Source organism: Stenotrophomonas genospecies 5 (assembly GCF_054473825.1).
This window is the reverse complement of the sequence record NZ_JBTMUW010000001.1, coordinates 3,241,392-3,265,207: the sequence shown is the minus strand read 5'-3', so window position 1 is coordinate 3,265,207 and position 23,816 is coordinate 3,241,392. Positions and strand designations below refer to the sequence as shown.

The window sequence follows — 23,816 nt, the reverse complement described above, 5'->3', positions numbered from 1 at the left end:
GGGGTCCGACCCCGGGTCGTACGTCAGCGTACCTTGCGTTCGTCCACCAGTGACGCCACCACCGACGGATCGGCCAGGGTCGAGGTGTCGCCGAGCTGGTCCGGCGCGTTTTCAGCAATCTTGCGCAGGATGCGGCGCATGATCTTGCCCGAGCGGGTCTTGGGCAGGCCCGGTGCCCACTGCAGGTGGTCCGGGGTGGCGATCGGCCCGATTTCCTTGCGCACCCATGCGATCAGCTCCTTGTGCAGCTCTTCGCTCGGCGCTTCCTCGGCCACCAGGGTGACGTAGGCATAGATGCCTTGGCCCTTGACGTCGTGCGGGAAGCCGACGACGGCGGCTTCTGCCACCTTCGGGTGCGAGACCAGCGCGCTTTCGACCTCGGCGGTGCCGATGCGGTGGCCGGACACGTTGATCACATCGTCCACGCGGCCGGTGATCCAGTAGTAGCCGTCTTCGTCGCGGCGGCAACCGTCGCCGGTGAAGTAGCTGCCCGGATACGTGCGGAAATAGGTGTCGATGAAGCGCTGGTGGTCGCCGTACACCGTGCGCATCTGGCCCGGCCAGGAATCACGGATGATCAGATTGCCTTCGGTCGGGCCGTCCTGGATCTCGCCATCGGCATTCACCAGCGCCGGCTGTACGCCGAAGAAGGGCAGGGTGGCCGACCCCGGCTTGAGGTCCATCGCACCGGCCAGCGGCGAAATCAGGATGCCGCCGGTCTCGGTCTGCCACCAGGTATCGACGATCGGGCAGCGGCTGTCGCCGACCACCTCGTAGTACCAGCGCCAGGCCTCGGGATTGATCGGCTCGCCGACGCTGCCGAGCAGGCGCAGCGAGGCGCGCGAGGTCTTCTTCACCGGCTCCTCGCCTTCGCGCATCAGTGCACGGATGGCGGTCGGGGCGGTGTAGAAGATCGACACCTTGTGCTTGTCGATGACGTTCCAGAAACGCGAGGTGTCCGGGTAGTTCGGCACGCCCTCGAACATCAGCGAGGTCGCGCCGTTGGCCAGCGGGCCGTACACGATGTAGCTGTGGCCGGTGACCCAGCCGACGTCGGCGGTGCACCAGTAGATGTCGTCCTCGCGCAGGTCGAACACCGCTTCGTGGGTGTATGCCGCGTACAGCAGATAACCGCCGGTGGTGTGGAGCACGCCCTTCGGCTTGCCGGTGGAACCGGACGTGTAGAGGATGAACAGCGGATCCTCGGCGTTCATGCGCTCCGGCTCGCAGGTGGAGGGCTGGCTGTCCACGACGTCATGGAACCAGCGGTCGCGCGGGGCTTGCATGTCCACCGCGCCGCCGGTGTGGCGCACCACCAGCACGGTCTCCACGGTGTTGGTGCCCGGCAGTTTCAGCGCTGCATCGACGTTGGCCTTCAGCGGAACCTTGCGGCCACCGCGCAGGCCCTCGTCGGCGGTGATGATGAGCTTGCTCTGGCAGTCGCTGACACGATCGGCGATCGAGTTCGGCGCGAAGCCACCGAACACCACCGAGTGGATCGCACCGATGCGCGCGCAGGCCAGCATGGCCACGGCAGCATCGACGATCATCGGCAGGTAGATGGTGACCCGGTCACCCTTGCCGACGCCCAGGTTGCGCAGCGCATTGCCGAGCCGGCAGGTGCGCTCGTACAGCTCGCGATAGGTCACGTGCTGGGCCGGTGCGTCCGGGCTGTCCGGCTCGAACAGCAGGGCGGTCTTGTCGCCACGGCTGTCCAGCTGGCGGTCAAGGCAGTTGACGCTGGCGTTGAGCTCGCCGTCCTCGAACCACTTGATGTGGAAGTCGGCCAGGTCGTAGCTGACGTTCTTGATCTTCGTCGGCGTGCGCATCCATTGCAGGCGCTCGGCGGCCTTGCCCCAGAAACCCTCCGGGTCGGTCACAGAAGCCTGGTACTGCTGTTGGTAGGACGTCTTGTCGATGCGTGCCTTGGCGGCGAACTGCGGATCGACGGGGTAGATATCAGCCATGGCACCCTCACTTGCACGTTGACTTTGTATGTGCGGTCGCAGCATCGCAACGACCGATCCCCCTCAGTTTGCCCCATCCACCCCCGGCCGCGTCACCACTGTGCTTAGACCATGGTCGAAAGTGAGCGCCCTGCGGGCCCGGCTTCGACCAATGGCGAATAGCCGGTGCGCGCATGTGCCCCGCAGTCTCGGCTCGACCGTGCCCCACGCGCGGCATCACCTTGCCACTTGGGAGAGAGGGCAACATGAGCCACCGTACGTTGAAAGCCGTGCGCACACCTTTGGCGGCCTGCCTGCTGGTCGCCCTGGTCGCACCGGGCATGGCGTTCGCAGAGACCGCCAAAGAGAAAGCACTCGAATCACGCATCGCCGAACTGGAGCGCCAGGTCCAGCTGCTGCTGTCTTCGCAGCAACAGCAGCAGACCCAGATCGCCCAGACCCAGCAGGCGGTGACCGAAGTCCGCACCGTGCAGTCCGAGCAGAAGCCGGCGGTGCCGGCCGGCAAGCAGCCGATCCAGGTCACCACCATCACTCCGGGTGCCGCACCGGGTACCACGGTCAAGATCGGTGGCTTCATCAAGGCTGACTTCCTGGCGACCCAGACCAGCGACGGCCAGCTGGCCGACGATGCCACCGGCCGTTCGCTGTACCTGCCGGGCCAGACCCCGGTGGAAGGCGCCGGCGGAAACGGCAGGCGTTCGGGCACCGACTACAACGCCCACGCAAAGTTCTCGCGCTTCAACCTGGGCATCGACAACGTGAGCGAGTCCGGCAACAAGGCCGGCGCGTTCTTCGAGATGGACTTCTTCGGCAACTCGCTCGGCAACCAGACCGCCACCAACACCTACGGCGTCACCCTGCGCCATGCCTACATGTACTGGAACAACTGGCTCGCCGGCCAGACCTGGTCCAACTTCATGGACGCGGCCGCATTGCCGGAAGCGGTCGACTTCGTCGGCCCGACCGACGGTGTGATCTTCGTACGCCAGGCACAGGTGCGTTACACCAGCGGCGGCTTCAGCGTTGCCCTGGAAAACCCGGAAACCACCACGCTTACCGGTACCCGCAATCCGGTCACCGGCGCCTGGACCAACGCCAGCGCCAACTCCGATCGCGGCAGCCTGCCTGATCTGACGATGCGTTACGGCTGGAAGGGCGACTGGGGCACCTTCGGCGTCGGCGGCATCGTCCGCCAGCTGAAGGTCGACAACCAGACCACCGGCGCCAAGGCCGACAAGGTTGCCGGCGGCCTGACCCTGGGCGGCAAGTGGGTGATGGGCGACAGCGATTCGCTGCATTACCAGTTCACCGGAGGCGAGGGCATCGCGCGTTACATCGGCCTGGGCATCACCGCCGACTCGGCCTATGACATCGCCCGCGACGAGCTCAATCCGACCGGCGTTCTGGCCGGCTACGTGGGCTGGCGCCATGCGTTCTCGCCGAAGCTGCGCACCAACCTGATCTATGCGCGCAGCGACTACGACAACGACAGCGTGCTGGGCCCGCTGGTCACCAAGAGCGTGCAGAGCATCCGCGGCAACATCTTCTATTCACCGTTGCCCAAGGTCGATGTCGGCGCCGAGCTGATGTATGGCCGCCGCGAGATCGAGAACGGCAACAAGGGTGACATCACCCGGCTGCAGTTCACCACGAAGTACAGCTTCTGACGGCGCGCCGACCCAGGTCGGCCGCTACCGATACTGAGTGCCGACCCACGGTCGGCACCTACCAACAACGATTGCTTCGGAGGGGAAGCGTCTCATGTCCAGCACACCCAGCACCGCGCACAATCCCGCGGGCACCCTAACCAAGGGCCACAAGAAAGTCATCTTCGCTTCGAGCCTGGGTACGGTCTTCGAGTGGTATGACTTCTTCCTGTACGGCTCGCTCGCCGCCATCATCGCCAAGCAGTTCTTCAGCGGTGTCAATGAAACCACGGGCATGATCTTCGCCCTGCTGGCGTTCGCCGCCGGCTTCTTCGTGCGACCGTTCGGCGCGGCCTTCTTCGGCAGCCTCGGCGACCGCATCGGCCGCAAGTACACCTTCCTGGTCACCATCCTGATCATGGGCATCTCGACCTTCCTGGTCGGTGTGCTGCCCAACTACGCTTCGATCGGCTTTGCCGCGCCGGTGATCCTGATCATCCTGCGTCTGGCCCAGGGCCTGGCGATGGGTGGCGAATACGGCGGCGCGGCGACCTACGTGGCCGAGCATGCCCCGGACGACAAGCGTGGCCTGTACACCAGCTTCATCCAGTGCACCGCCACGCTGGGCCTGTTCATGTCGCTGCTGATCATCCTGGCCTGCCGCTACTTCCTGGGCAATGAAGCATTTGAAGCCTGGGGCTGGCGCATTCCGTTCCTGGTGTCCATCGTGCTGCTGGGCATCTCGGTGTGGATCCGCCTGCAGCTGAGTGAGTCGCCGCTGTTCCAGCAGATGAAGTCGGAAGGCAAGGGCTCCAAGACGCCGTTCCGTGACAGCCTGAAGGGCGGCAACCTGAAGCTGATGCTGCTGGTCCTGCTCGGCGCAGCGGCCGGCCAGGCCGTGGTCTGGTACGGCGGCCAGTTCTATGCGCTGTTCTTCCTCAGCAGCATGCTGAAGGTCGACGCCACCACCTCCTACCTGCTGATCGCAGCCGCACTGGCGCTGGGTGTGCCGTTCTTCATCTTCTTCGGCTGGCTGTCCGACCGTATTGGCCGCAAGAAGATCATCCTCGCCGGCTGCCTGCTGGCTGCCGTGACCTACATCCCGATCTTCAAGGGCCTGACCCACTTCGCCAACCCGGCCATCGAAGAGGCCCGCAGCAGCTCGCCGGCCCTGGTCGTGGCCGATCCGTCCACCTGCTCGTTCCAGTTCGATCCGGTCGGCCTGCGCAAGTTCACCAGCTCCTGTGACGTGGCCACCGCCGCGTTGACCAAGGCGGGCGTGCCGTACGACGTGCAGCCGGCAGCGGCGGGTTCGCTGGCGATCGTCAACGTCGGCAGCGCTAGCGTCACCTCGTATGAAGCGGCGGGACTGAGCAAGGACGAAGGCAAGGCCAAGGCCGACGCGTTCGGTGCCGAACTGAAGACCGCCCTGACCACCGCCGGCTATCCGGCCAAGGCGGACAGCGCGCGCATCAACATTGCGGGCACGATCTTCATGCTGTGGCTGCTGGTGCTGTACGTGACCATGGTCTACGGCCCGATCGCCGCCTACCTGGTCGAGCTGTTCCCGACCCGCATCCGCTACACCTCGATGTCGCTGCCGTATCACATCGGCAACGGCTGGTTCGGTGGCTTCCTGCCGGCGATCTCCTTCGCGCTGGTGGCCGGTACCGGCAACCTGTACTACGGCCTGTGGTATCCGATCGCGATCGCGCTGATGTCGGTGGTGATCGGTGGCCTGTTCCTGCGTGAAACCAAGGACGTGGATATCACCAAGTAGGAATGATGTTCACCGGATGAAGGAGAGGCCGTGGTGCAGACCACGGCCTTTTCGTTTCCTGGCGTCCGGGGTCAGATCCCTTTCGCGCGCGAAAGGGATCTGACCCCGTCGGACAGTGCCGCACGCCGTATAGTCGGCCCATGACCACCACCCCAGCCGACCTTCCCGCCCTCCTGCACACCCTTCGCAGCGCCTGGCAGTCGCAGCGGCCCACGCTGGACCAGCGCGAAGCCGACCTGCGCCGCCTGCGCGAGGCGCTGAAGCCGCGTCTGGATGAAATGGCCCAGGCCATCGCCGAGGACTTCGGCCACCGCGCCCACGTTGAATCGAAGCTGGCCGACGGCATGAGCGTGCTGTCGGCCATTGACCACCTGCGCCGCCACCTGCGGCGCTGGTCGAAGCCGCAGCGGGCATCGGCGGGATGGAAGTTGTGGCCGGCGCGCGCGCAGCTGCGGCCGACGCCGCTGGGCGTGGTCGGGGTGATCTCGCCGTGGAACTACCCGGTTACGCTGGCCCTGGTGCCGCTGGCGACCGCTATCGCCGCTGGCAACCACGTGCTGCTGAAGCCGTCCGAACACACGCCGCGCACCAGCGCGTTCCTGGCCGATCTGCTGGCCAGTGTGTTCCCACCCGATCGGGTGGCGGTGGTGCAGGGCGGGGCCGACGTAGCCGCAGCGGTCTCCTCTTTGCCACTGGACCATCTGCTGTTCACCGGTTCCACCGCCGTGGGCCGCAAGGTGATGGCAGCGGCAGCCGAGCATCTGGTACCGGTTACCTTGGAACTGGGCGGCAAGTCGCCGGCCATCGTCTGCCGCGATTTCCCGCTGGACAAAGCCGCCGCACGGCTGGCCACCGGCAAGTGGTTCAACGCGGGCCAGACCTGCATCGCGCCGGATTACGTGCTGATCGATAGCGCGCGTCAGCGCGAGTTCGTGCAGGCGCTGCAGCAGCAGGTACGCGAGCGCTATGGTGACTTCAGCGAGGCCGGCGACTACACGCGCATCATCAACGAAGGCCAGTACCAGCGCCTGCAGGGCTATCTGGCACAGGCGCGGCAACGCGGGGTGCCGGTGATCCCGCTGGCGCACGTGGATGAGGCTCGCGCCGACCGCGAGCGCCTGCTGGTGCCGACCGTGGTGCTGGACCCGCCGGACGATCTGGACCTGATGCGCGAGGAGATCTTCGGGCCGATCCTGCCGGTGCGCGCCTACCCGGATCTGGATGCGGCGCTGGTCGACGTTCTCTCCCGCGACCGGCCGCTGGCGCTGTATCCCTTCAGCCACGACCGCGCCACCGTGGAGCGCATTCTCGCCAACGTGGTGGCCGGGGGAGTGACGGTCAACGACACGCTGCTGCACTTCGCCGCCGATGGCCTACCGTTCGGCGGGGTGGGCGCCAGCGGCATGGGCGCGTACCACGGCCGCGCCGGGTTCGATGCGATGAGCAAGCGGTTGCCGGTGCTGTGGCAGTCGCGCTGGGCGGCCAGCGACAGGCTGCGGCCGCCGTATTCGAAGATTGCGGGGATGTTGAAGCTGCTGCTGCGGTGAAGCCACACATGGCGTGGCTCTACTGGTAGGCGCCAACCAAGGTTGGCGCCTACCAAAGCAGGCCCGGGTAGAATGCCCCCATGAAGATCGCCTCGTGGAACGTCAATTCGCTCAACGTCCGCCTGCCGCACCTGGAGCAGTGGCTCAAGGAGTTCGGCCCGGACATCGTCGGCATCCAGGAAACCAAGCTGGAGGACCACAAGTTCCCGGATGCGGCGCTGATCGGCGCCGGCTACCGCAGCGTATTCGCCGGCCAGAAGACCTACAACGGCGTGGCCCTGCTGTCACGCGAGCCGGCGCAGGACGTGCAGATCGGCATTCCGGGTTTCGAGGACGAGCAGAAGCGCGTCATCGCCGGCACCTTTGGCGACCTGCGGGTGATCAACCTGTATGTGGTCAACGGCCAGGACGTCGGCACCGACAAGTATGCGTACAAGCTGCGCTGGCTGGAGGCCGTGCACGCCTGGATCGGCGAGGAACTGCAGCGGCACCCGAAGCTGGTCGTGCTGGGTGACTTCAACATCGCCCCGGACGCCCGCGACGTGCATGATCCGGAGGTGTGGAACGAGAACCACATCCTCACCTCCACCGCCGAGCGCGGCGCGCTGAACAAGCTGCTGCAGCTGGGCCTGCACGACGGTTTCCGGCTGCACAACGAGGAAGCCGGCACGTTCAGCTGGTGGGATTACCGCGCGGCGGGCTTCCGCCGCAATCTGGGCCTGCGCATCGACCTCACCCTGGTCTCCGATGCGCTCAAGGGCGGCGCCGTGGCGTCCGGCATTGACCGCGAGCCACGTACCTGGGAGCGCCCCAGCGACCACGCGCCGGCATGGGTGCAGTTGGGGTGAGGTAGCGCCGGGCCGTGCCCGGCGCTGCCCGTCGGATCAACGTATGCTCTTGCGGGTGAACAGGTTGACGATCGCCAGCAGGATCACCGCACCGATCAGCGAGAACAGGAAGGTGCGGATGGTGATCGCTTCGTTGATGCCGCCGCCGAACAGCCAGCCGGAAATCAGCGCGCCGACGATGCCGACCACGATGTTGAGAATGATGCCCTGCTGCGCATCGCGCTTCATGATGATGCTTGCCAGCCAGCCCACGATGCCGCCGACGATCAGCCAGATGATGATGCCCATGATCGAACCTCCGGTGGAAAACCGTGACCAGTTGACGCGCATGGCTGTGAACCCGTCGTGCAATCGCGTGACGGTTGCGTGCGGATGAGCTTGCCAGCCACCCTGGATGGCCCCTGGCGCTTCGGGCCCGTGACGGTCTGGCGGCGGCCACATGTGCCGGGCCAGCGCGGTGAGCCGCAGGCCCGGCAGGTGCTGGCACAGGCGCTGGATCTCGCGCCGGAGGCACTGCCGCTGCTCCGCGACGACAAGGGCCGACCCGAGCTGACCGGTGCGCTGGCCGACCACGGCACGGGCTGGAGCCACAGTGGCGACGTGCTGCTGGTGGCGCTGGGTGAAGGTGTACGGCTCGGCGTGGACCTGGAACTGCTGCGCCCGCGCCCGCGCCTGCTGGAGATCGTGCAGCGCTTCTTCCATCCGCAAGAGGTGGCCTGGCTGCAGGGCCTGGACGCCGCGGAACGCGAACACTGGTTCTTCCGTGTCTGGTGCGCCAAGGAGGCGCTGCTGAAGGCACACGGGCAGGGCATTTCGTTCGGCCTGCATCGCCTGCAGCTGGCGCCAGGTGTCGACGGCGCCCTGCACCTGCGCTGGTGCGACCCTGCGCTGGGTGATGCCCGGCAGTGGCATCTGCACGAATGGCAGGCCAGCGGCCAGTTCCGTGCCGCATTGGCCTGGTATCCGCAATGAAGCGGCGAATCAGCCCGGGAAACGGGCGATAATGGCGGCATGAGCGAACACGAACTTCCCGCCGGCGTGACCGCCACGCTGGAGCAGGGCCTGGCCGGCATGGGCCTGGACGCCGCACTGGCGCCGCCGCTGCTGCGCTACCTGGGCCTGCTGCACCGCTGGAACGGCACCTACAACCTCACCGCCATCCGCGACCCGCAGGAGATGGTCACCCGTCACCTGCTCGATTCGCTGGCCATGCAGCCGTTCGTGGCCGATGGCCGCCTGGCCGACCTGGGTACCGGTCCTGGGCTGCCCGGTATCCCGCTGGCGATCGCCTGCCCGGGTCTGCAGGTCACCCTGGTCGAGAGCAACGGCAAGAAGGCCCGCTTCATGCGCGAGGCCGTGCGCCAGCTCGGCCTGGGCAATGCCCGCGTGGCCGAGTCGCGCGCCGAAGCGCTGGACGAGGCCGGCCACTACGACCAGTTGACCGCCCGCGCGATGGACACGCTGGCCGGCATCATCCGCGTCGGTGGCCACCTGCTGCGTCCTGGCGGCGTGCTGCTGGCGATGAAGGGCGTCTACCCGCATGAAGAGATCGCCGCACTGCCGGCAGGCTGGCAGGTGCGCGACGTGGCCCCGTTGAGCGTGCCCGGCCTGGCGGGCGAGCGCCACCTGGTCACCGTTACAGGCCCCTGATCCCGGCGCCAACCCTTTGCGCGACAAGGTGTTGGCGATCCACGATTTCCGCCCGGGCCCGGTTGTACGCATAATGACCGGTCCCAGCATCCGTCGACGAGGCACACCCGCATGGCCCGCATCATCGCCATCGCCAACCAGAAGGGTGGCGTCGGCAAGACCACGACCGCCGTCAACCTGGCCGCTTCCCTGGCCAACGCACCCAAGCGCGTGCTGTTGGTCGACCTGGATTCGCAGGGCAACGCGACCATGGGCAGTGGTGTGGACAAGCGTGAGCTGGCGGCGTCCACCTGCGACCTGCTGCTGGGCGAGAACACCGCCGCCGACGTGCGTGTGCAGACCGCGGAAGGCTACGACCTGCTGCCCGGCAACATCGACCTGACCGCAGCCGAAATCCAGCTGATGGCGCAGGGCGAGCGCGAGCAGCGCCTGAAGCGCGCGCTGGCGCCGATCCGCGACGAGTACGACTACATCCTGATCGACTGCCCGCCGGCGCTTTCACTGCTGACGCTCAACGCACTGGCCGCCGCCGATTCGGTGATCGTGCCGATGCAGTGCGAGTACTACGCGCTGGAAGGTCTGAGTGCTCTGGTGGAAACCATCGAGGCGCTGCGCGCCAGCCTGAACCCGGCGCTGGAGATCGAGGGCGTGCTGCGTACCATGTTCGATGTGCGCAACAACCTGGCCAACGCCGTATCGGCCGAACTGACCGAACACTTCGGCGACCGCGTGTTCCGTACCATCGTGCCGCGCAACGTGCGCCTGGCTGAAGCGCCCAGCCACGGCCAGAGCATCGTCGGCTACGACCGCGCCTCGCGCGGCGGCGTGGCTTACCTGGGCCTGGCCGGCGAGATCATCCGTCGCAACAACGAACGCAACAAGGCCACCAAGGCCGTGGAGACCGTCTGATGACCAGCAGCAAGCCGGCAGCCAAGAAGCGAGGCCTCGGCCGTGGCCTGGATGCGCTGCTCGGTCCGAAGGGAGCGGTCAGCCAGGTGCAGGCCACCACCGCGGTGATCGAACCGTTGCCGGGTGAGGTGCTGCGCAAGCTGCCGGTGGGCCAGCTGCAGCCGGGCAAGTACCAGCCGCGTCGCGAAATGGACGAGGGCAAGCTGTCCGAACTGGCGGACTCGATCCGGTCGCAGGGCGTGATCCAGCCGATCCTGGTGCGTCAGCTGCCGGCGGGCAACTTCGAGATCGTCGCCGGCGAACGCCGCTGGCGCGCCTCGCAGCTGGCCGGTCTGGACGAAGTGCCGGTGGTGGTGCGCGAACTGGAAGACCGCACTGTCATCGCGATGGCGCTGATCGAGAACATCCAGCGCGAAGACCTCAACCCGCTGGAAGAAGCCGAGGCGCTGCAGCGCCTGATCAGCGAGTTCACCCTGACCCATGCCGAGGCGGCCGAGGCCGTCGGCCGCTCGCGCGCGGCGGTGTCCAACCTGCTGCGCCTGCTGGAACTGCCGCTGGCCATCCGCCTGCTGCTGGAAACCCGCCGCCTGGAAATGGGCCACGCCCGCGCGCTGCTGACCCTGGCCCCGGAACTGGCCGGCAAGCTGGCGCAGGAAGCGGCCGATGAAGGCTGGTCGGTGCGTGAAGTGGAGCGCCGCGCGCAGGCCTTCGCCGCCGGCAAGGTGCCGAGCAACCGCCCGGCGGCCGCGCCGAAGGTGCAGCAGGCCGACATCGCCTCGCTGGAAACCGAACTGTCCGAGTCGCTGGGGACCAAGGTGGCGATCAGCCACGGCCGCGGCGGCAAGGGCAAGCTGATCATCCACTACACCGATCTGGATACCCTCGACGGCGTGCTGGAAAAGCTGCGGACCCGCCAGGGTTGAGCCCGGCGCAGCGCCAGGGGATGCGGCCTGTTCCTGCCGCGTCCTGTAGATGACAGGGAACGCACCGCCGCGCGCGCCGGGGGATACACTGCTCTCCGGTCCGTGGCCTCATCCAGGGAGCAGGACATGAGCAACACATTCGACGACGTCAGCCCGGGCGGCAGCCCGATCATGGTGCACAGCCGCCAGAAGGACTTCACCCCGCCGCAGGGCGAAGAACACATCGAGGCGATCAGCGCGCACATCGAGCGCCACCTGGGGCCGATCTCGGGCGTATTCCACGAAATCATCTCCGACCTCGTGCATATCGACGTGCACGTGGTGCCGGCCAACGAGCAGTTCCCATATCTGCGCCTGGTGACTTCAGGCATGAGCGACCTGCCGATGACCCTGCCCGAAGGTGCGCCTGGCTCGGCATACATGGAGCTGATGGTGACCCTGCCGGCCGACTGGCCGATCAGCGATGATGCCTTCGAAGACGAGCGCAACTACTGGCCGGTGCGGCTGCTGAAGACGCTGGCACGGCTGCCGCACGAGTACGACACCTGGCTCGGCTTCGGCCACACCATTCCCAACGGCCACCCGGCCGAGCCCTACGCCTCGGGCGTGGGTTTTGATGGCGCCATCGTGCTGCCGCCGGTCACCGCCCCCGAGGGCTTCGGCACGCTGCAGCTGGACGACGGCAGGCGTATCACGTTCATGACCATCGTCCCGCTTTACCCGGAAGAAATGGATCTGAAGCTGAAGAAGGACGCCGAGGCCCTGCTGGATCGCTTCGATGCGAAGAACATCCAGGACGTGATCGTGCCGGGCCGGGTCAACGTTGCCAGGAAGCGCTTCGGTTTTTTCTGAGAGCGGTAACATCCACCGTCTGAACTTCGTTGCAGAGCCTTTGCCATGACCATCCTGCTCACCGGCGCTGCCGGCTTCATCGGTGCCTACACCGCCCGCGCGCTGCTGGAGGCGGGCCAGCCGGTGGTGGGCCTGGACAACTTCAACGACTACTACGACCCGCAGATCAAGCGGGACCGCGTGGCCGCGCTGTGCCCCACGCTGGATCTGCGCACGCTTGACCTGACCGACCGTGAAGGCCTGGCCGCGCTGTTCGACGAACTGCAGCCGAGCGCGGTGATCCATCTGGCCGCGCAGGCCGGGGTGCGCTACTCGCTGGAGAATCCGCAGGCCTACGTCGACAGCAACCTGGTCGGCTTCGTCAATATCCTGGAACTGTGCCGCCACCGCGGCGTGCAGCATCTGGTCTACGCCTCCAGCAGTTCGGTGTACGGCGATTCGGCCACGCCGCCGTTCTCCGAGGACCAGCGCGTGGACCAGCCGCGCTCGCTGTACGCGGCCACCAAGGCTGCCAACGAGCTGATGGCGCACACCTACGCGCAGCTGTATGGCCTGCATGCCACCGGCCTGCGCTTCTTCACCGTGTACGGCGCGTGGGGACGGCCGGACATGGCGCCGCTGCTGTTTTCGCGTGCCGTCCTGGCCGGGCGCCCGATCGAGGTGTTCAACCAGGGGCGCATGCAGCGCGATTTCACACATGTCTCCGACATCGTGTCGGGTATCCTCGGCGCGCTCGCGCACCCGGCCGATGGTCCGGTACCGCATCGGGTATTCAACCTCGGCAACCATACGCCGGTCGAGCTGGAGCGCTTCATCAGCGTCATCGAGCAGGCCGCCGGCCGCCCTGCGCAGAAGGTCTACAAGCCGATGCAGCCGGGCGACATGGTGCGCACGATGGCCGACACCCGCCGCGCACATGACGCATTCGGCTTCGATGCGGTGACCCCGATCGAGCAGGGGCTGCCGCCCGTCGTCCAGTGGTGCCGCGAGTATTTCGGCGATCGCGCCTGAGGAGCAATCCTCACACAGCCGGATTCATCTTCGGATAACCTCGGCTTCGGAGAATGCGCGGTCTTTGTCCCCTCTTGGCCGAGTGACCCATGAGCCAACCCGAGCTTTCCGTTGTCGTCCCCGTATTCAACGAGCGCGACAATGTCGCGCCCCTGATCGCCGAAATCGTCGCGGCACTGCGGGGCCGGTTGCCGTTCGAGATCGTCTATGTCGACGATCACTCCCGCGATGACAGCCTGGCGGTGCTGCAGGGCCTGAAAGCCACCACGCCGGAGCTGCGTGTGCTGCACCACGTCGAGCAGAGCGGGCAGAGCACAGCGGTGCGCACCGGTGTCAAGCATGCCCGTGCGCCGTGGATCGCCACCCTGGATGGTGATGGCCAGAACGATCCGGCCGACATCCCCAAGCTGCTGGCGGCCCGCGATGCTGCCGACGGGCAGGTGAAGCTGTTTGCCGGCTGGCGCGTCAACCGCCAGGACAGCGGCAGCAAGCGCTGGGCCAGTCGCTGGGCCAACCGCATCCGGGCGCGCATGCTGCGCGACGATACGCCCGACACCGGCTGCGGCATCAAGCTGTTCGAGCGCGAAGCCTTCCTCGACCTGCCGTATTTCGACCACATGCACCGCTATCTGCCGGCGCTGATGCAGCGTGCCGGTTGGAAGACCACCAGCGTGCCGGTCAACCATCGCCACCGTACCGCTGGCGTCTCCAAGTACAACAACCTCGGCCGTGCGCTGGTCGGCATCCGCGACCTGCGGGGCGTTGCCTGGCTGATCACCCGCAGCAGGCGTACCGCGGTGGAAGAACGATGATGGCGCTGCACTGGCTCGACCAGCCGCTGACCTGGTTGTTCTGGACCGGCCTGCATGTGACGGGCTGGAAGCTGATCGGCTATACCGGCGCACTGATGTTCGGCGGCCGCTGGCTGGTCCAGTTCATCGCCTCCCGGCGTGCCGGCAAGCCGGTCATCCCGCGCCTGTTCTGGTACATGAGCGTGATCGGCAGCCTGATGACGCTGAGCTACTTCCTGTTCTCGGCCAAGCAGGATTCGGTGGGCGTGCTGCAGAACCTGTTCCCGGCGTTCACCGCGCTGTACAGCCTGCACCTGGACATCCGGCACCGCGGCTGGAAGCGGGACAAAGCCAGCCATTGAGGTAGCGCCGGAGAGGTGTCCGTTCTCCGCGCTACCGATCCAACCGTTGAGGCGGCACCTGGGCGGGATCGAACGCCCGTAGCGCCGGGCCATGCCCGGCGAAGGTGTGCGGTCCCCGCGCTACCGGTCCTGCAGCGCAGGCAGGACTTTTGAACCATGCCCCGGCTGTCCGGCGGTGCCATGATCGGCGTCTGCCTTCCCGGGAACCTGTGCTCGTGAAAACCCGTCTTGCCGTTGCCCTGCTCATCGCCCTGTCCGCTCCGGCTGCCGTCGTGGCGGCTCCGCCCGCGCTCGCGGCGTCCGCCCCTGCGACCACCGAATCGGCGGCCGATGCCGCCTTCCGCGCGCTGTACGAAAAGGAATGGAAGTGGCGCCAGGCCGGGGGCGGTGAAGCCAGCGAGGATGGCGACGCGCCGGCCAACGCCACGCGGCTGCCCGATGTGGGCGCGGCCGCGCAGCAGGCGCGCCTGAAGGTCTGGGACCAGACCCTGGCCGAGCTGAAGAAGATCGACCCGAAGACACTCAGCGCCGACAACCAGGTGAACTACGCGATCTACCGCGACCAGGTGTTCAACCTCGCCGAGGAGGTGCGTCTGCGGGCCTACGAGATGCCGTTCAACTCCGATTCCTCGTTCTGGTCCAATCTCTCGTTCATGGCCCGGCGCGAGATGAAGACCGCGCAGGACTTCCGCAACTACATCGCACGCCTGGACGATGTGCCGCGCTATTTCGGCCAGCAGACCGAGAACATGCGCGCCGGACTCAAGCGGGGTTTCAGCGTGCCCCGCGCGGTGCTTGACGGGCGCGAGGTCTCCATTGCCACCGTCGCCGAGCTGAAGGACCCCACCGAGTCGCCGCTGTACGCGCCGTTCAAGAAGCTGCCGGCCAGCATTCCGGCGGCCGAGCAGGCGCAGCTGCAGGCGCAGGCCCGTGCGGCGATCAGCGGCAAGGTGGTGCCGGCCTTCCAGCAGCTGCGTACCTTCTTCGTCAATGAGTACGTGCCGCAGGCGCGTACCACCCTGGCGGCCGAAGCGATGCCGGAGGGCAAGGCGTTCTACAGGCAGCAGATCCACGAATACACCACGCTGGACCTGTCGCCGGATGAGATCCATCGCATCGGCCTGGGCGAAGTCGCGCGCATCCAGAAGGAGATGAACGACATCATCCAGCAGGTCGGCTTCAAGGGCAGCTTCGGCGAATTCCTGACCTTCCTGCGCACCGATCCGCAGTTCTACGCCAAGACCCCGAACGAGCTGCTGTATCGGGCGGCGTGGATCTCCAAGCGCATCGATGGTGTCATCGGCAAGTACATGACGCTGCCGCGCGCGCGCTTCACCATCGTGCCGGTGCCGCCGGACATCGCGCCGTTCTGGACCGCAGGCCGCGGTGGCATGGGCACCTATTGGCTCAACACCTACAACCTGCCGGCGCGGCCGCTGTACAACCTGCCAGCGCTGACCCTGCACGAGTCCGATCCCGGTCATGCCCTGCAGGGCGCGCTCGCTGCCGAACAGGGCGAACAGCCCGAGTTCCGCCGCAACGCCTACATCTCCGCCTACGGCGAAGGCTGGGGCCTGTACAGCGAGAAGCTGGGCGTGGAGATGGGCATCTATGAAACCCCCTACGAGGATTTCGGTCGCCTCACCTACGAGATGTGGCGCGCGGCACGCCTGGTGATCGATACCGGGGTGCACAGCAAGGGCTGGACCCGGGAACAGGCCATCGCCTACCTGCGTGACCATACCGCGCTGAGCGAGCACGAAGTGACCACCGAAGTGGATCGCTACATCTCCTGGCCGGGCCAGGCGTTGAGCTACAAGCTCGGCGAGATCGCCATCGTGCGCCTGCGCGCGCAGGCCGAGAAGGAGCTGGGCGACAAGTTCGACGTCAAGGGTTTCCATGACGCCGTGCTCAAGCAGGGGTCGGTGCCGCTGCCGGTACTGGAACAGCAGATCCAGGCCTATATCGCGCAGCGCAAGCAGGCCTGATCCGAAATGCCGCCGGGCATGGCCCGGCGCTACCGGAATGCGCGGTGGTAGCGCCGGGCCACGCCCGGCGAGCGCGAAGCGCGGCAGACGGGGCCGGATCACATGATCCTGCCCCGTCGTCTTTCAGCGCACCGGCCGAGGCCTGGCCACGCGCGCAGCGAAGGTCGGCAGCACCAGCAGGGTCAGCGCGGTCGCCGTGATCAGGCCACCGATCACCACCGTCGCCAGCGGTTTCTGCACCTCCGCACCGGAGCCACTGGCGATCGCCATCGGAATGAAGCCGACGATCGCCACCAGTGCCGTGGTCAGCACCGCGCGGATCCGGCTGGCGGCACCGTTGATTGCCGCCTGCAGGGGCAGGTCACCGGCATCGAGCCGCTCGCGGATGGCCTGCATCAACACCAGGCCGTTCAGCGTGGCCACGCCGGACACGGCGATGAAGCCGACCGCAGCCGATACCGAGAAGGGCATGCCACGCAGCAGCAGGGCGAGAATGCCGCCGACCAGCGCCAGCGGCACGCAGCTGAACACCAGCACGGCTTCCTTGCCACTGCGCAGGGCCATGAACAGCAGGCTGCCGATCAGCAGGAACACGACCGGTACCACCGTTGCCAGGCGCTTTTCCGCGCGCTGCAGGTTCTCGAACTGGCCACCCCAGGTGAGATAGGCGCCCGGCGGCAGCGCCACGTCGGCCACCGCTGCCTGCGCTTCGCCGACGAAGCCGCCCAGGTCGCGGCCGCGCACGTTGGCCTGCACCACCACCCGGCGGCTGCCATTGTTGCGGCTGATCTGGTTCGGCCCCTCGCTGACCGTGATGCGGGCCACCGAGGACAGCGGAATGACCAGCCCGGCCGGTGTGGCGATCGGCAGCGATGACAGCTGGTCCGGATCGTTGCGCGCGGCATCGTCCAGCCGCACCACCACGTCGAAGCGTCGGTCGCCCTCGAAGATCTTGCCGGCCGCCGTGCCACCGATGCCGGTGGCCAGTGCATCGCTTACGTCCGCAGCGGTCAGCCCGTACTGCGCGGCGGCGACATGGTCGATCTTCACGTTCAGGGTCGGCAGGCCGGAAATCTGCTCCACCCGCACGTCAGCCGCACCGTCCACCGCACGCAGCTTCAACGCGACCTGGTCGGCCACCTTCTGCAGCTGGCTGAAGTCATCGCCGAAGATCATCACCGCCAGGTCGGTGCGCACGCCGGAGATCAGCTCGTTGAAGCGCAGCTCGATCGGCTGGCTGAACTCGAAGCTGTTGCCCAGCTGCTGCCCGGCCAGCGCCTCGAAGCGCGCCACCAGCGCCTCCTTGTCCAGCGTCGGATCGGGCCACTCCTTGCGCGGCTTCAGCACGATCACGCTGTCGGAGATGTTGGTCGGCATCGGGTCGATCGCGGCTTCAGCGGTACCGGTGCGCGAAAACACGGTTTCCACTTCCGGTTGCCCGGCAATCGCCTTTTCCAGCGCCAGCTGCATCGCCAGCGACTGCTCCAGCGAGGTCGACGGTACGCGCAACGCCTGCATCGCCACATTGCCCTCATCCAGCGTCGGCATGAATTCGCGGCCCAGCAGCGAGAACGAACCGATGCCCACCACCACCATCATCACCGCGCCGGCCAGCACCGAGCGCGGGTGGTCCACCGCCTTGCGGATCACCGGTTCGATGCGTGCGCGCAGCACGCGGATCAGGCGTGTTTCGTGTTCGCCGTCATCGGCGTGCGCCCCGCTTTCCTTCAGCTTCGGCTCGCGCACCAGCAGCGCAGCCATGGCCGGCACGAAGGTGAAGGAGAACAGGAAGGCACCCACCAGAGCCAGCATGAACGTGGCGGCCATCGGATGAAACGTTTTTCCTTCCACGCCTTCCAGGGTCAGGATCGGCGCAAACACCAGCAGGATGATCAACTGGCCGAACGCCGCTGGACGCGCCATCTTCCGCGCCGACTCCGCCGCCACGCGCAGACGTTCCATCGCGGTCAGCGCACGGCCCAGTTCGGCGCGGCGCTGGCCCAGCATCAGCAGCGTCGACTCGATCACGATCACTGCACCGTCCACCAGGATGCCGAAATCCAGCGCACCCAGGCTCATCAGATTGCCGCTGATGCCGAAGCGGTTCATGCCGATCACGGCGAACAGGAACGACAGCGGAATCACCAGCGCAGTGATGGTTGCCGCGCGCAGGTTGCCCAGCAGCAGGAACAGCACCACCACCACCAGCAGCGCACCTTCGGTGAGGTTCTTTGCCACGGTTCTGATGGTGGAGTTCACCAGCACGCTGCGGTCCAGCACCGGCACGGCCACGATGTCGGCCGGCAACGACCTGTTGACCTGCTCCAGGCGCGCCGCTGCCGCCTGCGCGACGGTGCGGCTGTTGCCGCCGGCGATCATCAGGGCGGTACCGAGCACGGCCTCGTGACCATTGCGGCTGGCCGCGCCCAGGCGCGGTGCACGGCTGAGATCGACATCGGCCACGTCGGCCACGCGCACCACCACGCCGTTGCGGGTCGCAACGGGGGCCTGCGCCAGATCATCAGTGGTCAGTGCCAGGCCGTCCGCACGTACCACCAGGCCTTCGCCGGCACGCTGCACGAAACCGGCACCCGCCTGCACGTTGGCGCGCTGCAGTGCCGTGACCAGGTCGGCCAGGCCCAGGCCATGCGCAGCCAGCCTGGCAGTGTCCGGGTGCACGCCGTACTCCTTCACGTACCCGCCGACCGTATCGACGCCGGCCAATCCCGGGCTGGAGCGCATCTGCGGCGCGATGATCCAGTCCTGCACCGTACGCAGGTAGGTGGCGCGTTCTTCCGGCGTGCGCAGCAGGCTGCCCTCCGGCGTCCGGTAGACCTCGCCGGCCTGCCAGCCCGCATCCCCCGGTCTGGCCAGCCGGGCGGGATCGAACGGGGTGAAGTCCACCGTCCACATCAGCACCTCGCCCAGGCCGGTGGTGACCGGCGACAGCAGCGGCGACGCGCCATCGGGCAGATCTTCCGCCGCTTCACGCATGCGCTCGGCCACCTGCTGGCGGGCGAAGTAGATGTCGGTCGCGTCGGTGAAGATCGCGGTGACCTGGGAGAAGCCGTTGCGCGACAGCGAACGGGTGGTGGTCAGGCCGGGAATGCCGGCCAGCGCGGTTTCCAGCGGGTAGGTCACCTGCCGCTCGATCTGTTCCGGTGTCAGCGCAGGTGCCACCGTGTTGATCTGTACCTGGCGGTTGGTGATGTCCGGCACGGCGTCGATCGGCAGCTTGCCCAGCTGGAACAGGCCCCAGGCCGCGATCAGCGCCGCCAGGAACACCACCAGCCAGCGGAAGCGCACCGCTGATTCAATGATGAGCTTGAACATGGTCGCCTCCTCAGTGGCCGTGCTCGGCTTCGCCCTTGGCCAGTTCGGCCTTGAGCAGGAAGGCATTGGTGCCGACGATGCGCTCGTTGCCGCTCAGTCCACCGAGGATCTCGATGCGATCACCGGCACGACGGCCGGCCAGCACCGGCTGTGCCTTGAAACCGCCTTCCACGGCGACGAACACGGCGCTGCTGCCGTCGACGTTCTGCACGGCATCGGCTGGCACGCTCAGTGCACCGTCCCGGCCTTCGGTGACCACCCTGGCCGACACCGGCGAACCGGCCGGCGGCAAAGCCGCCTCCACCGGCGTCGCGCGGATGACCGCCACGCCGCCCTGCTGGCGCACGTCGGCCGCAGAGCCGGTGACCGTGGCGGTGAAGCTGCCGCCCGGCACCGTGACGTCCAGCGTCATGCCCGGGGTGACCTGCGCGGCCAGCGCAGGCGGTGCGGTGAACACCAGTTCGTTCATCGCCGGATCGGCGACATCGGCCACCGCGCTGCCTGCGGCGACCACGCCACCTGGAGTGACCTGGACGTTGCCGACGATGCCGCTCACCGGGCTGGTGATGCGCACGCGGCCACTGGCATCGGGCGCACCGTTGGCCGCGGCCTGCGCCTGTGCGGCAGTCGCCTGCGCCTGTGCGGCCAGCGAACGGGCGCGCGATGCTTCCAGCTCCTGGCGGGCGACCACGCCCTGTTCGACCAGCGCCTTGTCGCGGCCGTAGGCCAGGCGTGCCGCCTCGGCTTCGGCCGATGCGGCCAGAGCGTTGGCGCGGAACACGGCGGCTTCGCCGCTGACCACGATCGCCAGGGCCTGGTTCTGCTTCACCGCTGTGCCTGGTGCCACCAGCACACGTTCGACGCGACCGCTCACGGTGGACGCCACCGAGGCACGTGCGCCCACCGATGGTTCGACACGGCCCGACAGGCGGGTGGAGCCGCCACCACCGCGTCCGACGGCCACCACTTCGATACCGGACGCCTTGATCTGTTCCGGCGTCAGCTGCACCACGCCTTCGTCGGCGTCGGCCGGTGCCTTGGTAGCCTCGGCCTTGGCGTCCGGGCTGTCGGCTGCGTGCCCGTGGCCGTCATCGCTGCCGGCTTTGGCTGCAGTGGCATCGGCTGTTTCCGGTGTCTGTGCGTTGCCGGCGCAGCCGGCGAGGAGAACGGCCAGCACGACGCCGCCAAGCAGGGGAAAGGAACGGGACAGTGTCATGGGGCCTCCATAAAGGGTGCGCGCCCCTCGAGGCGGGCAAGATCGATTTCCGCGGCGACGCGCGACAGGCGTGCATCCACCGCGGTGCCGCGGGCGGCAATGAGCGCGCTGCGCGTGCTGCGCAGTTCCAGCTGCGAGATGCGTCCGGCATCGAAGCCGACGCGGGCCAGCCGATAGGCTTCCTCGGCCGCCACCACGCTTTCATCGGCGGCGCGGGTGCGGCTGCTGGCGGCCTTCAGCCCGGCAATGGCCGACAGCCGTCCGGCCTCGCTGTCGCGGCGTTGCTGGTCCAGGCGGGCTTCGGCCGCGCGCTGGTCGGCACTGGCGGCACGGATGCCGCCCCGGTTGCGGTCGAACAACGGCACGGTCAGGCTGACGCCGAGCGTGTAAGCGCGTTCGCCGCCTTCGCGGAAGCGGGTCTGTCCGGCGGTCAGGCTCAGGTCGGGCAGCGCCCGCTTGCGCTCGACGTCCACCAGCCGGCCGGCCGCATCGGCTTCGGCTTCGGCGATACGCACCGCGAGTGCGGCATCGGTGGCGCCGCGTGGCAGCGGAGGTGCGCGGTCGAGCAGGCTGCTGTCGATCGACTGCACCGGCGAATCCAGCAGCGCGGCGCCGGCCAGGCGCGCCAGCGCGGCGTCGCGGAAGGCCTGCGCCTCGTCCAGCGCGGCGCTGGCATTGGCCACCTCGCTCTGCGCCTGCACCGCACGCAGTTGCGGTTCCCGCCCTTGCCTGACCATGGCATTGACGGCCTTGGCATCGTCGCGGGTCAGGGCCAGTGCTTCTTCGGCCAGGGTGTAACGGCGCAATGCGCTCTCTGCCTGTGCGTAGGCCGCGGCCAGCTGCCCGGCAACATCACTGCGGCTTTGCGCGCCGCGCAGATTGGCGGCCTGGGCCTCGGCACGGGCGGCACGTACGCGCGCGCCGCGCTGGCCCCAGACCTCCAGCGGCTGGGACAGGCTGAGCACACTTTCGGCCTTGCCCATGCCGCCGTAGGAGCCGGTGCCCCACGCGTTCTCGGCCGACCAGGAAAGGGAAGGATTGGGCAGCGCACGGGCCTGGTCGGCGCGGGCGTCGGCAGCCTCGGCCAGCGCCGAGCCCACACGGGCGCCGGGCAGCTGGTCCAGTCGTTCAAGCAGGGTGTCGTAGGAAGGAGCAGCTTGCGCCATCACCGATGCCGCCGGGGCCAGGCCCAGCAACACGGCGACGACCAGCCCGGCCGCACGCGGCGACCGTGGTGTCAGGATCGACATAGGGGGATTCCGGTTGTGAGTGAAACGGGAGCCCGCAGCAGCGGGACGCGCTCAGCTCACGCCCGGGGGGGACGCGTCAGTTCATCCTGGGCGACGGCGTAGGCCGTCGCATCGCCGGCCGTCATCCAGCGCGCCGGCAGCGGCGCATCGAAGGCGGCGAAGGTGTTCGCCGGCAGGCTGGAGGTGGAATGGTGGCAGTGGTTATGCGTGCAGGCACCGGTGTGCTTGCTGTCACTGTCGCCTGCGGTGTCATCGGCCGCCGACTCCACATGTGCCACGCTGGCATGCGGTTCCACCGCACACGCCAGCGCGTCGGCCACCGGCACGACCACGAATGCTGCCATCAGCAGCATCAGCAGGTACGAGCGTAGGTGGCGGGCGATCCGGCGCATGGAGGGGAGGCTAGCAAGCGGTTTTCGCCGGATACAATATCAATGGCCACTTCGGGAATTCGTCGGAATCTCCCGTTCAGCTGGGGGTGATTGCGCTGTTCCACCCCCGCCCCGCATCGAGTCCCGTCACCGAGGCAGGAAGATGAACGCACGCATTGCCACCGCAGGCCTGGTGCTGCTTCTGGCCATCCCGGCCGCCCGCGCAGCCGACGACGTCTATGTGGAATTCCTGTGGTCGCCGACGCCGGCCGATGCGCTGGCGCGCTCGCAGACGCAGCTGTTCATTGCCGATGGACAGCATGACCATCGCATCTGCGTGGCCGCCGATCTCGACGACACCGACGTGGGTGGGCTGCAGATCGAGATCCGCGATGCCAAGGGTGGACGGGTCTCGCGCACGGCCCATGAGGATTACCGTGGCCGCAAGAAATGCTACGAGGCCAATCTGGGCACTGCCGGTGCCGCAGGGATGTGGACCGTCGACGCCGTGCTGGGCGATGGGCGCCGTGGCAGTGCGCAGATCCGCGTGGACCACCGGCTCGAAACGTCGCCCCTGTACCTGCGGCACGACCAGCCGTACGTGGCTGGGAGGCCGAACTACGACGCGTCCATTCCGCCGGCCGAGTGGGTGGGCACGCTGGTCTGGGCGATGGATGTGGATGCGGAGGGCAATGTGACCCACGTTGAGGTGGAGCATGCCGAGGGCGTGGGTGAGCGCCTGCGCGAGCGTGCGCTTGCGGCAGGCTGGTTGAGCCGGTTCGGCCCCGACCCGGCCCGCCAGGCGAAGCCGTTGCGCTGGCGCCGCACGCTGCAGTTCGCGTCCGAGTAGCCCTGGCAGCCGGTGCGGGCCGGCGGCGTTCCGCTCACGGCAGTTTCGCGATCACCTTGATCTCGAACTGGAAGCCGTACAGCCAGGTCACGCCGATACCGGTCAGGGTGGGGTGCGGCGCCTCGCCCCAGTACTCGGGCACGATCGCCCAGGCCTTCTCGAAGTTTTTCTCCGGATCGACCAGGAACACGGTCACGTCGATCACGTCATCGAACGTGCAGCCTGCGGCGGCCAGCACGGCATTGAGATTGTCGAAGGCGCGACGGACCTGCGCCTCGAAGTCCGGTTCGGGCGAGCCATCCTCGCGGCTGCCGACCTGCCCGGAGACGAACAGGAAGCCATTGGACCGGATCGCCGGAGAGTAGCGGTTGCGGTCATACAGGGCCTGGCGGCCAACGGGGAAAACGACATCGCGGTGTGACATGGGAAGGGCCTGATGGGAAGAACCGCCATCCTGCTCGCGATTGTTGTCTGGATATACGGCGATGATCGGACTAGATTGATCGCACAACCCAAACAATC

Annotated in this window: 21 protein-coding genes; 14 read left to right on the top strand and 7 right to left on the bottom strand. The window is 67.5% G+C overall.

The genetic code is table 11. The annotated features are described in order from the left end of the window. Positions 1 to 23: 23 nt before the first annotated feature. Positions 24 to 1,967, bottom strand: a complete 1,944-nt coding sequence (gene acs / locus ACX9OW_RS14985; RefSeq protein WP_065181408.1) for an acetate--CoA ligase — start codon at positions 1,965 to 1,967, stop codon at positions 24 to 26. A 245-nt stretch (positions 1,968 to 2,212) separates the two neighbouring features. Between acs and ACX9OW_RS14980 the strand changes: the two genes are divergently transcribed. The 4 genes from ACX9OW_RS14980 (at position 2,213) to xth (ending at position 7,788) form a co-directional block, all read left to right on the top strand. Then, the gene (locus tag ACX9OW_RS14980) at positions 2,213 to 3,634 is read left to right on the top strand and encodes a DcaP family trimeric outer membrane transporter (protein ID WP_197571679.1); all 1,422 of its coding nucleotides are present in this window, start codon (positions 2,213 to 2,215) and stop codon (positions 3,632 to 3,634) included. 94 nt (positions 3,635 to 3,728) lie between these two features. After that, the gene (locus tag ACX9OW_RS14975) at positions 3,729 to 5,393 is read left to right on the top strand and encodes an MFS transporter (protein WP_053517700.1); all 1,665 of its coding nucleotides are present in this window, start codon (positions 3,729 to 3,731) and stop codon (positions 5,391 to 5,393) included. Between the two features lie 140 nt (positions 5,394 to 5,533). Beyond that, on the top strand, positions 5,534 to 6,940 hold the full coding sequence (locus ACX9OW_RS14970) for a coniferyl aldehyde dehydrogenase (protein WP_253119091.1): 1,407 nt from the start codon (positions 5,534 to 5,536) through the stop codon (positions 6,938 to 6,940). 80 nt (positions 6,941 to 7,020) lie between these two features. After that, complete coding sequence (gene xth / locus ACX9OW_RS14965; RefSeq protein WP_065174252.1) at positions 7,021 to 7,788, top strand: exodeoxyribonuclease III; 768 nt, start codon at positions 7,021 to 7,023, stop codon at positions 7,786 to 7,788. Positions 7,789 to 7,824: 36 nt separating this feature from the next. Here xth and ACX9OW_RS14960 read toward each other — a convergent pair whose 3' ends face one another. Beyond that, positions 7,825 to 8,076, bottom strand: a complete 252-nt coding sequence (locus ACX9OW_RS14960) for a GlsB/YeaQ/YmgE family stress response membrane protein (RefSeq protein WP_005411656.1) — start codon at positions 8,074 to 8,076, stop codon at positions 7,825 to 7,827. Between the two features lie 84 nt (positions 8,077 to 8,160). Here ACX9OW_RS14960 and ACX9OW_RS14955 point away from each other — a divergent pair, with 84 nt between their 5' ends. The 9 genes from ACX9OW_RS14955 to ACX9OW_RS14915 all read left to right on the top strand — a co-directional run bounded on the left by ACX9OW_RS14955 (position 8,161) and on the right by ACX9OW_RS14915 (position 16,274). Next, entirely contained in the window at positions 8,161 to 8,760 is a 600-nt protein-coding gene (locus tag ACX9OW_RS14955; protein WP_459062442.1) for a 4'-phosphopantetheinyl transferase family protein, read from the top strand. Positions 8,761 to 8,799: 39 nt separating this feature from the next. Beyond that, complete coding sequence (gene rsmG / locus ACX9OW_RS14950) at positions 8,800 to 9,438, top strand: 16S rRNA (guanine(527)-N(7))-methyltransferase RsmG (protein WP_053517711.1); 639 nt, start codon at positions 8,800 to 8,802, stop codon at positions 9,436 to 9,438. Between the two features lie 111 nt (positions 9,439 to 9,549). Next, positions 9,550 to 10,347: a ParA family protein gene (locus ACX9OW_RS14945; protein WP_053517712.1), complete on the top strand. Its 798-nt coding sequence runs from the start codon at positions 9,550 to 9,552 to the stop codon at positions 10,345 to 10,347. Further along, positions 10,347 to 11,270: a ParB/RepB/Spo0J family partition protein gene (locus ACX9OW_RS14940; RefSeq protein ID WP_459062441.1), complete on the top strand. Its 924-nt coding sequence runs from the start codon at positions 10,347 to 10,349 to the stop codon at positions 11,268 to 11,270. The genes ACX9OW_RS14945 and ACX9OW_RS14940 overlap by 1 nt, the downstream gene beginning before the upstream one ends. Positions 11,271 to 11,396: 126 nt before the next feature. Continuing rightward, positions 11,397 to 12,122, top strand: coding sequence for a suppressor of fused domain protein (locus tag ACX9OW_RS14935; RefSeq protein WP_368865433.1), 726 nt, complete (start codon positions 11,397 to 11,399; stop codon positions 12,120 to 12,122). A 45-nt stretch (positions 12,123 to 12,167) separates the two neighbouring features. Continuing rightward, positions 12,168 to 13,133 (top strand): NAD-dependent epimerase/dehydratase family protein, encoded by a 966-nt coding sequence (locus ACX9OW_RS14930; protein WP_065181412.1) that lies wholly within the window; start codon positions 12,168 to 12,170, stop codon positions 13,131 to 13,133. Positions 13,134 to 13,222: 89 nt separating this feature from the next. Next, the gene (locus ACX9OW_RS14925) at positions 13,223 to 13,945 is read left to right on the top strand and encodes a glycosyltransferase family 2 protein (protein WP_065174256.1); all 723 of its coding nucleotides are present in this window, start codon (positions 13,223 to 13,225) and stop codon (positions 13,943 to 13,945) included. Next, positions 13,945 to 14,286, top strand: a complete 342-nt coding sequence (locus tag ACX9OW_RS14920; RefSeq protein ID WP_053517717.1) for a lipid-A-disaccharide synthase N-terminal domain-containing protein — start codon at positions 13,945 to 13,947, stop codon at positions 14,284 to 14,286. Before ACX9OW_RS14925 ends, ACX9OW_RS14920 begins: the two co-directional genes overlap by 1 nt. Positions 14,287 to 14,501: 215 nt before the next feature. Continuing rightward, a complete protein-coding gene (locus ACX9OW_RS14915) occupies positions 14,502 to 16,274 on the top strand; it encodes a DUF885 domain-containing protein (RefSeq protein WP_065174509.1) in 1,773 nt (590 codons plus the stop codon). Positions 16,275 to 16,397: 123 nt separating this feature from the next. On the opposite strand, the gene ACX9OW_RS14910 is transcribed toward ACX9OW_RS14915, so the two are convergent. Genes ACX9OW_RS14910 through ACX9OW_RS14895 form a run of 4 tightly spaced genes read right to left on the bottom strand, consistent with a single transcriptional unit; the run spans position 16,398 to position 22,465 of the window. Continuing rightward, positions 16,398 to 19,607, bottom strand: coding sequence for an efflux RND transporter permease subunit (locus tag ACX9OW_RS14910; protein ID WP_193396715.1), 3,210 nt, complete (start codon positions 19,605 to 19,607; stop codon positions 16,398 to 16,400). Between the two features lie 10 nt (positions 19,608 to 19,617). After that, complete coding sequence (locus tag ACX9OW_RS14905) at positions 19,618 to 20,823, bottom strand: efflux RND transporter periplasmic adaptor subunit (protein WP_445393994.1); 1,206 nt, start codon at positions 20,821 to 20,823, stop codon at positions 19,618 to 19,620. Then, a complete protein-coding gene (locus ACX9OW_RS14900; protein WP_277381208.1) occupies positions 20,820 to 22,073 on the bottom strand; it encodes a TolC family protein in 1,254 nt (417 codons plus the stop codon). Before ACX9OW_RS14900 ends, ACX9OW_RS14905 begins: the two co-directional genes overlap by 4 nt. Positions 22,074 to 22,129: 56 nt before the next feature. After that, the gene (locus ACX9OW_RS14895) at positions 22,130 to 22,465 is read right to left on the bottom strand and encodes a hypothetical protein (protein ID WP_053517722.1); all 336 of its coding nucleotides are present in this window, start codon (positions 22,463 to 22,465) and stop codon (positions 22,130 to 22,132) included. 142 nt (positions 22,466 to 22,607) lie between these two features. On the opposite strand from ACX9OW_RS14895, the gene ACX9OW_RS14890 reads away from it, so the two are divergent. Further along, positions 22,608 to 23,294: a hypothetical protein gene (locus ACX9OW_RS14890; protein WP_253119099.1), complete on the top strand. Its 687-nt coding sequence runs from the start codon at positions 22,608 to 22,610 to the stop codon at positions 23,292 to 23,294. A 34-nt stretch (positions 23,295 to 23,328) separates the two neighbouring features. On the opposite strand, the gene ACX9OW_RS14885 is transcribed toward ACX9OW_RS14890, so the two are convergent. Next, complete coding sequence (locus ACX9OW_RS14885) at positions 23,329 to 23,718, bottom strand: RidA family protein (protein WP_053517723.1); 390 nt, start codon at positions 23,716 to 23,718, stop codon at positions 23,329 to 23,331. Between the last annotated feature and the right edge of the window lie 98 nt (positions 23,719 to 23,816).

Bases quoted from the DNA above. Each gene is read 5' to 3' on its own strand.
- xth (WP_065174252.1), top strand. From the start codon at position 7,021: ATGAAGATCGCCTCGTGGAACGTCAATTCGCTCAACGTCCGCCTGCCG.
- ACX9OW_RS14955 (WP_459062442.1), top strand. From the start codon at position 8,161: ATGAGCTTGCCAGCCACCCTGGATGGCCCCTGGCGCTTCGGGCCCGTG.
- ACX9OW_RS14895 (WP_053517722.1), bottom strand. From the start codon at position 22,465: ATGCGCCGGATCGCCCGCCACCTACGCTCGTACCTGCTGATGCTGCTG.
- ACX9OW_RS14890 (WP_253119099.1), top strand. From the start codon at position 22,608: ATGAACGCACGCATTGCCACCGCAGGCCTGGTGCTGCTTCTGGCCATC.
- ACX9OW_RS14935 (WP_368865433.1), top strand. From the start codon at position 11,397: ATGAGCAACACATTCGACGACGTCAGCCCGGGCGGCAGCCCGATCATG.
- rsmG (WP_053517711.1), top strand. From the start codon at position 8,800: ATGAGCGAACACGAACTTCCCGCCGGCGTGACCGCCACGCTGGAGCAG.
- ACX9OW_RS14980 (WP_197571679.1), top strand. From the start codon at position 2,213: ATGAGCCACCGTACGTTGAAAGCCGTGCGCACACCTTTGGCGGCCTGC.
- ACX9OW_RS14960 (WP_005411656.1), bottom strand. From the start codon at position 8,076: ATGGGCATCATCATCTGGCTGATCGTCGGCGGCATCGTGGGCTGGCTG.
- ACX9OW_RS14940 (WP_459062441.1), top strand. From the start codon at position 10,347: ATGACCAGCAGCAAGCCGGCAGCCAAGAAGCGAGGCCTCGGCCGTGGC.
- ACX9OW_RS14910 (WP_193396715.1), bottom strand. From the start codon at position 19,607: ATGTTCAAGCTCATCATTGAATCAGCGGTGCGCTTCCGCTGGCTGGTG.
- ACX9OW_RS14970 (WP_253119091.1), top strand. From the start codon at position 5,534: ATGACCACCACCCCAGCCGACCTTCCCGCCCTCCTGCACACCCTTCGC.
- ACX9OW_RS14975 (WP_053517700.1), top strand. From the start codon at position 3,729: ATGTCCAGCACACCCAGCACCGCGCACAATCCCGCGGGCACCCTAACC.
- acs (WP_065181408.1), bottom strand. From the start codon at position 1,967: ATGGCTGATATCTACCCCGTCGATCCGCAGTTCGCCGCCAAGGCACGC.
- ACX9OW_RS14925 (WP_065174256.1), top strand. From the start codon at position 13,223: ATGAGCCAACCCGAGCTTTCCGTTGTCGTCCCCGTATTCAACGAGCGC.
- ACX9OW_RS14885 (WP_053517723.1), bottom strand. From the start codon at position 23,718: ATGTCACACCGCGATGTCGTTTTCCCCGTTGGCCGCCAGGCCCTGTAT.
- ACX9OW_RS14920 (WP_053517717.1), top strand. From the start codon at position 13,945: ATGGCGCTGCACTGGCTCGACCAGCCGCTGACCTGGTTGTTCTGGACC.
- ACX9OW_RS14900 (WP_277381208.1), bottom strand. From the start codon at position 22,073: ATGTCGATCCTGACACCACGGTCGCCGCGTGCGGCCGGGCTGGTCGTC.
- ACX9OW_RS14930 (WP_065181412.1), top strand. From the start codon at position 12,168: ATGACCATCCTGCTCACCGGCGCTGCCGGCTTCATCGGTGCCTACACC.
- ACX9OW_RS14945 (WP_053517712.1), top strand. From the start codon at position 9,550: ATGGCCCGCATCATCGCCATCGCCAACCAGAAGGGTGGCGTCGGCAAG.
- ACX9OW_RS14905 (WP_445393994.1), bottom strand. From the start codon at position 20,823: ATGACACTGTCCCGTTCCTTTCCCCTGCTTGGCGGCGTCGTGCTGGCC.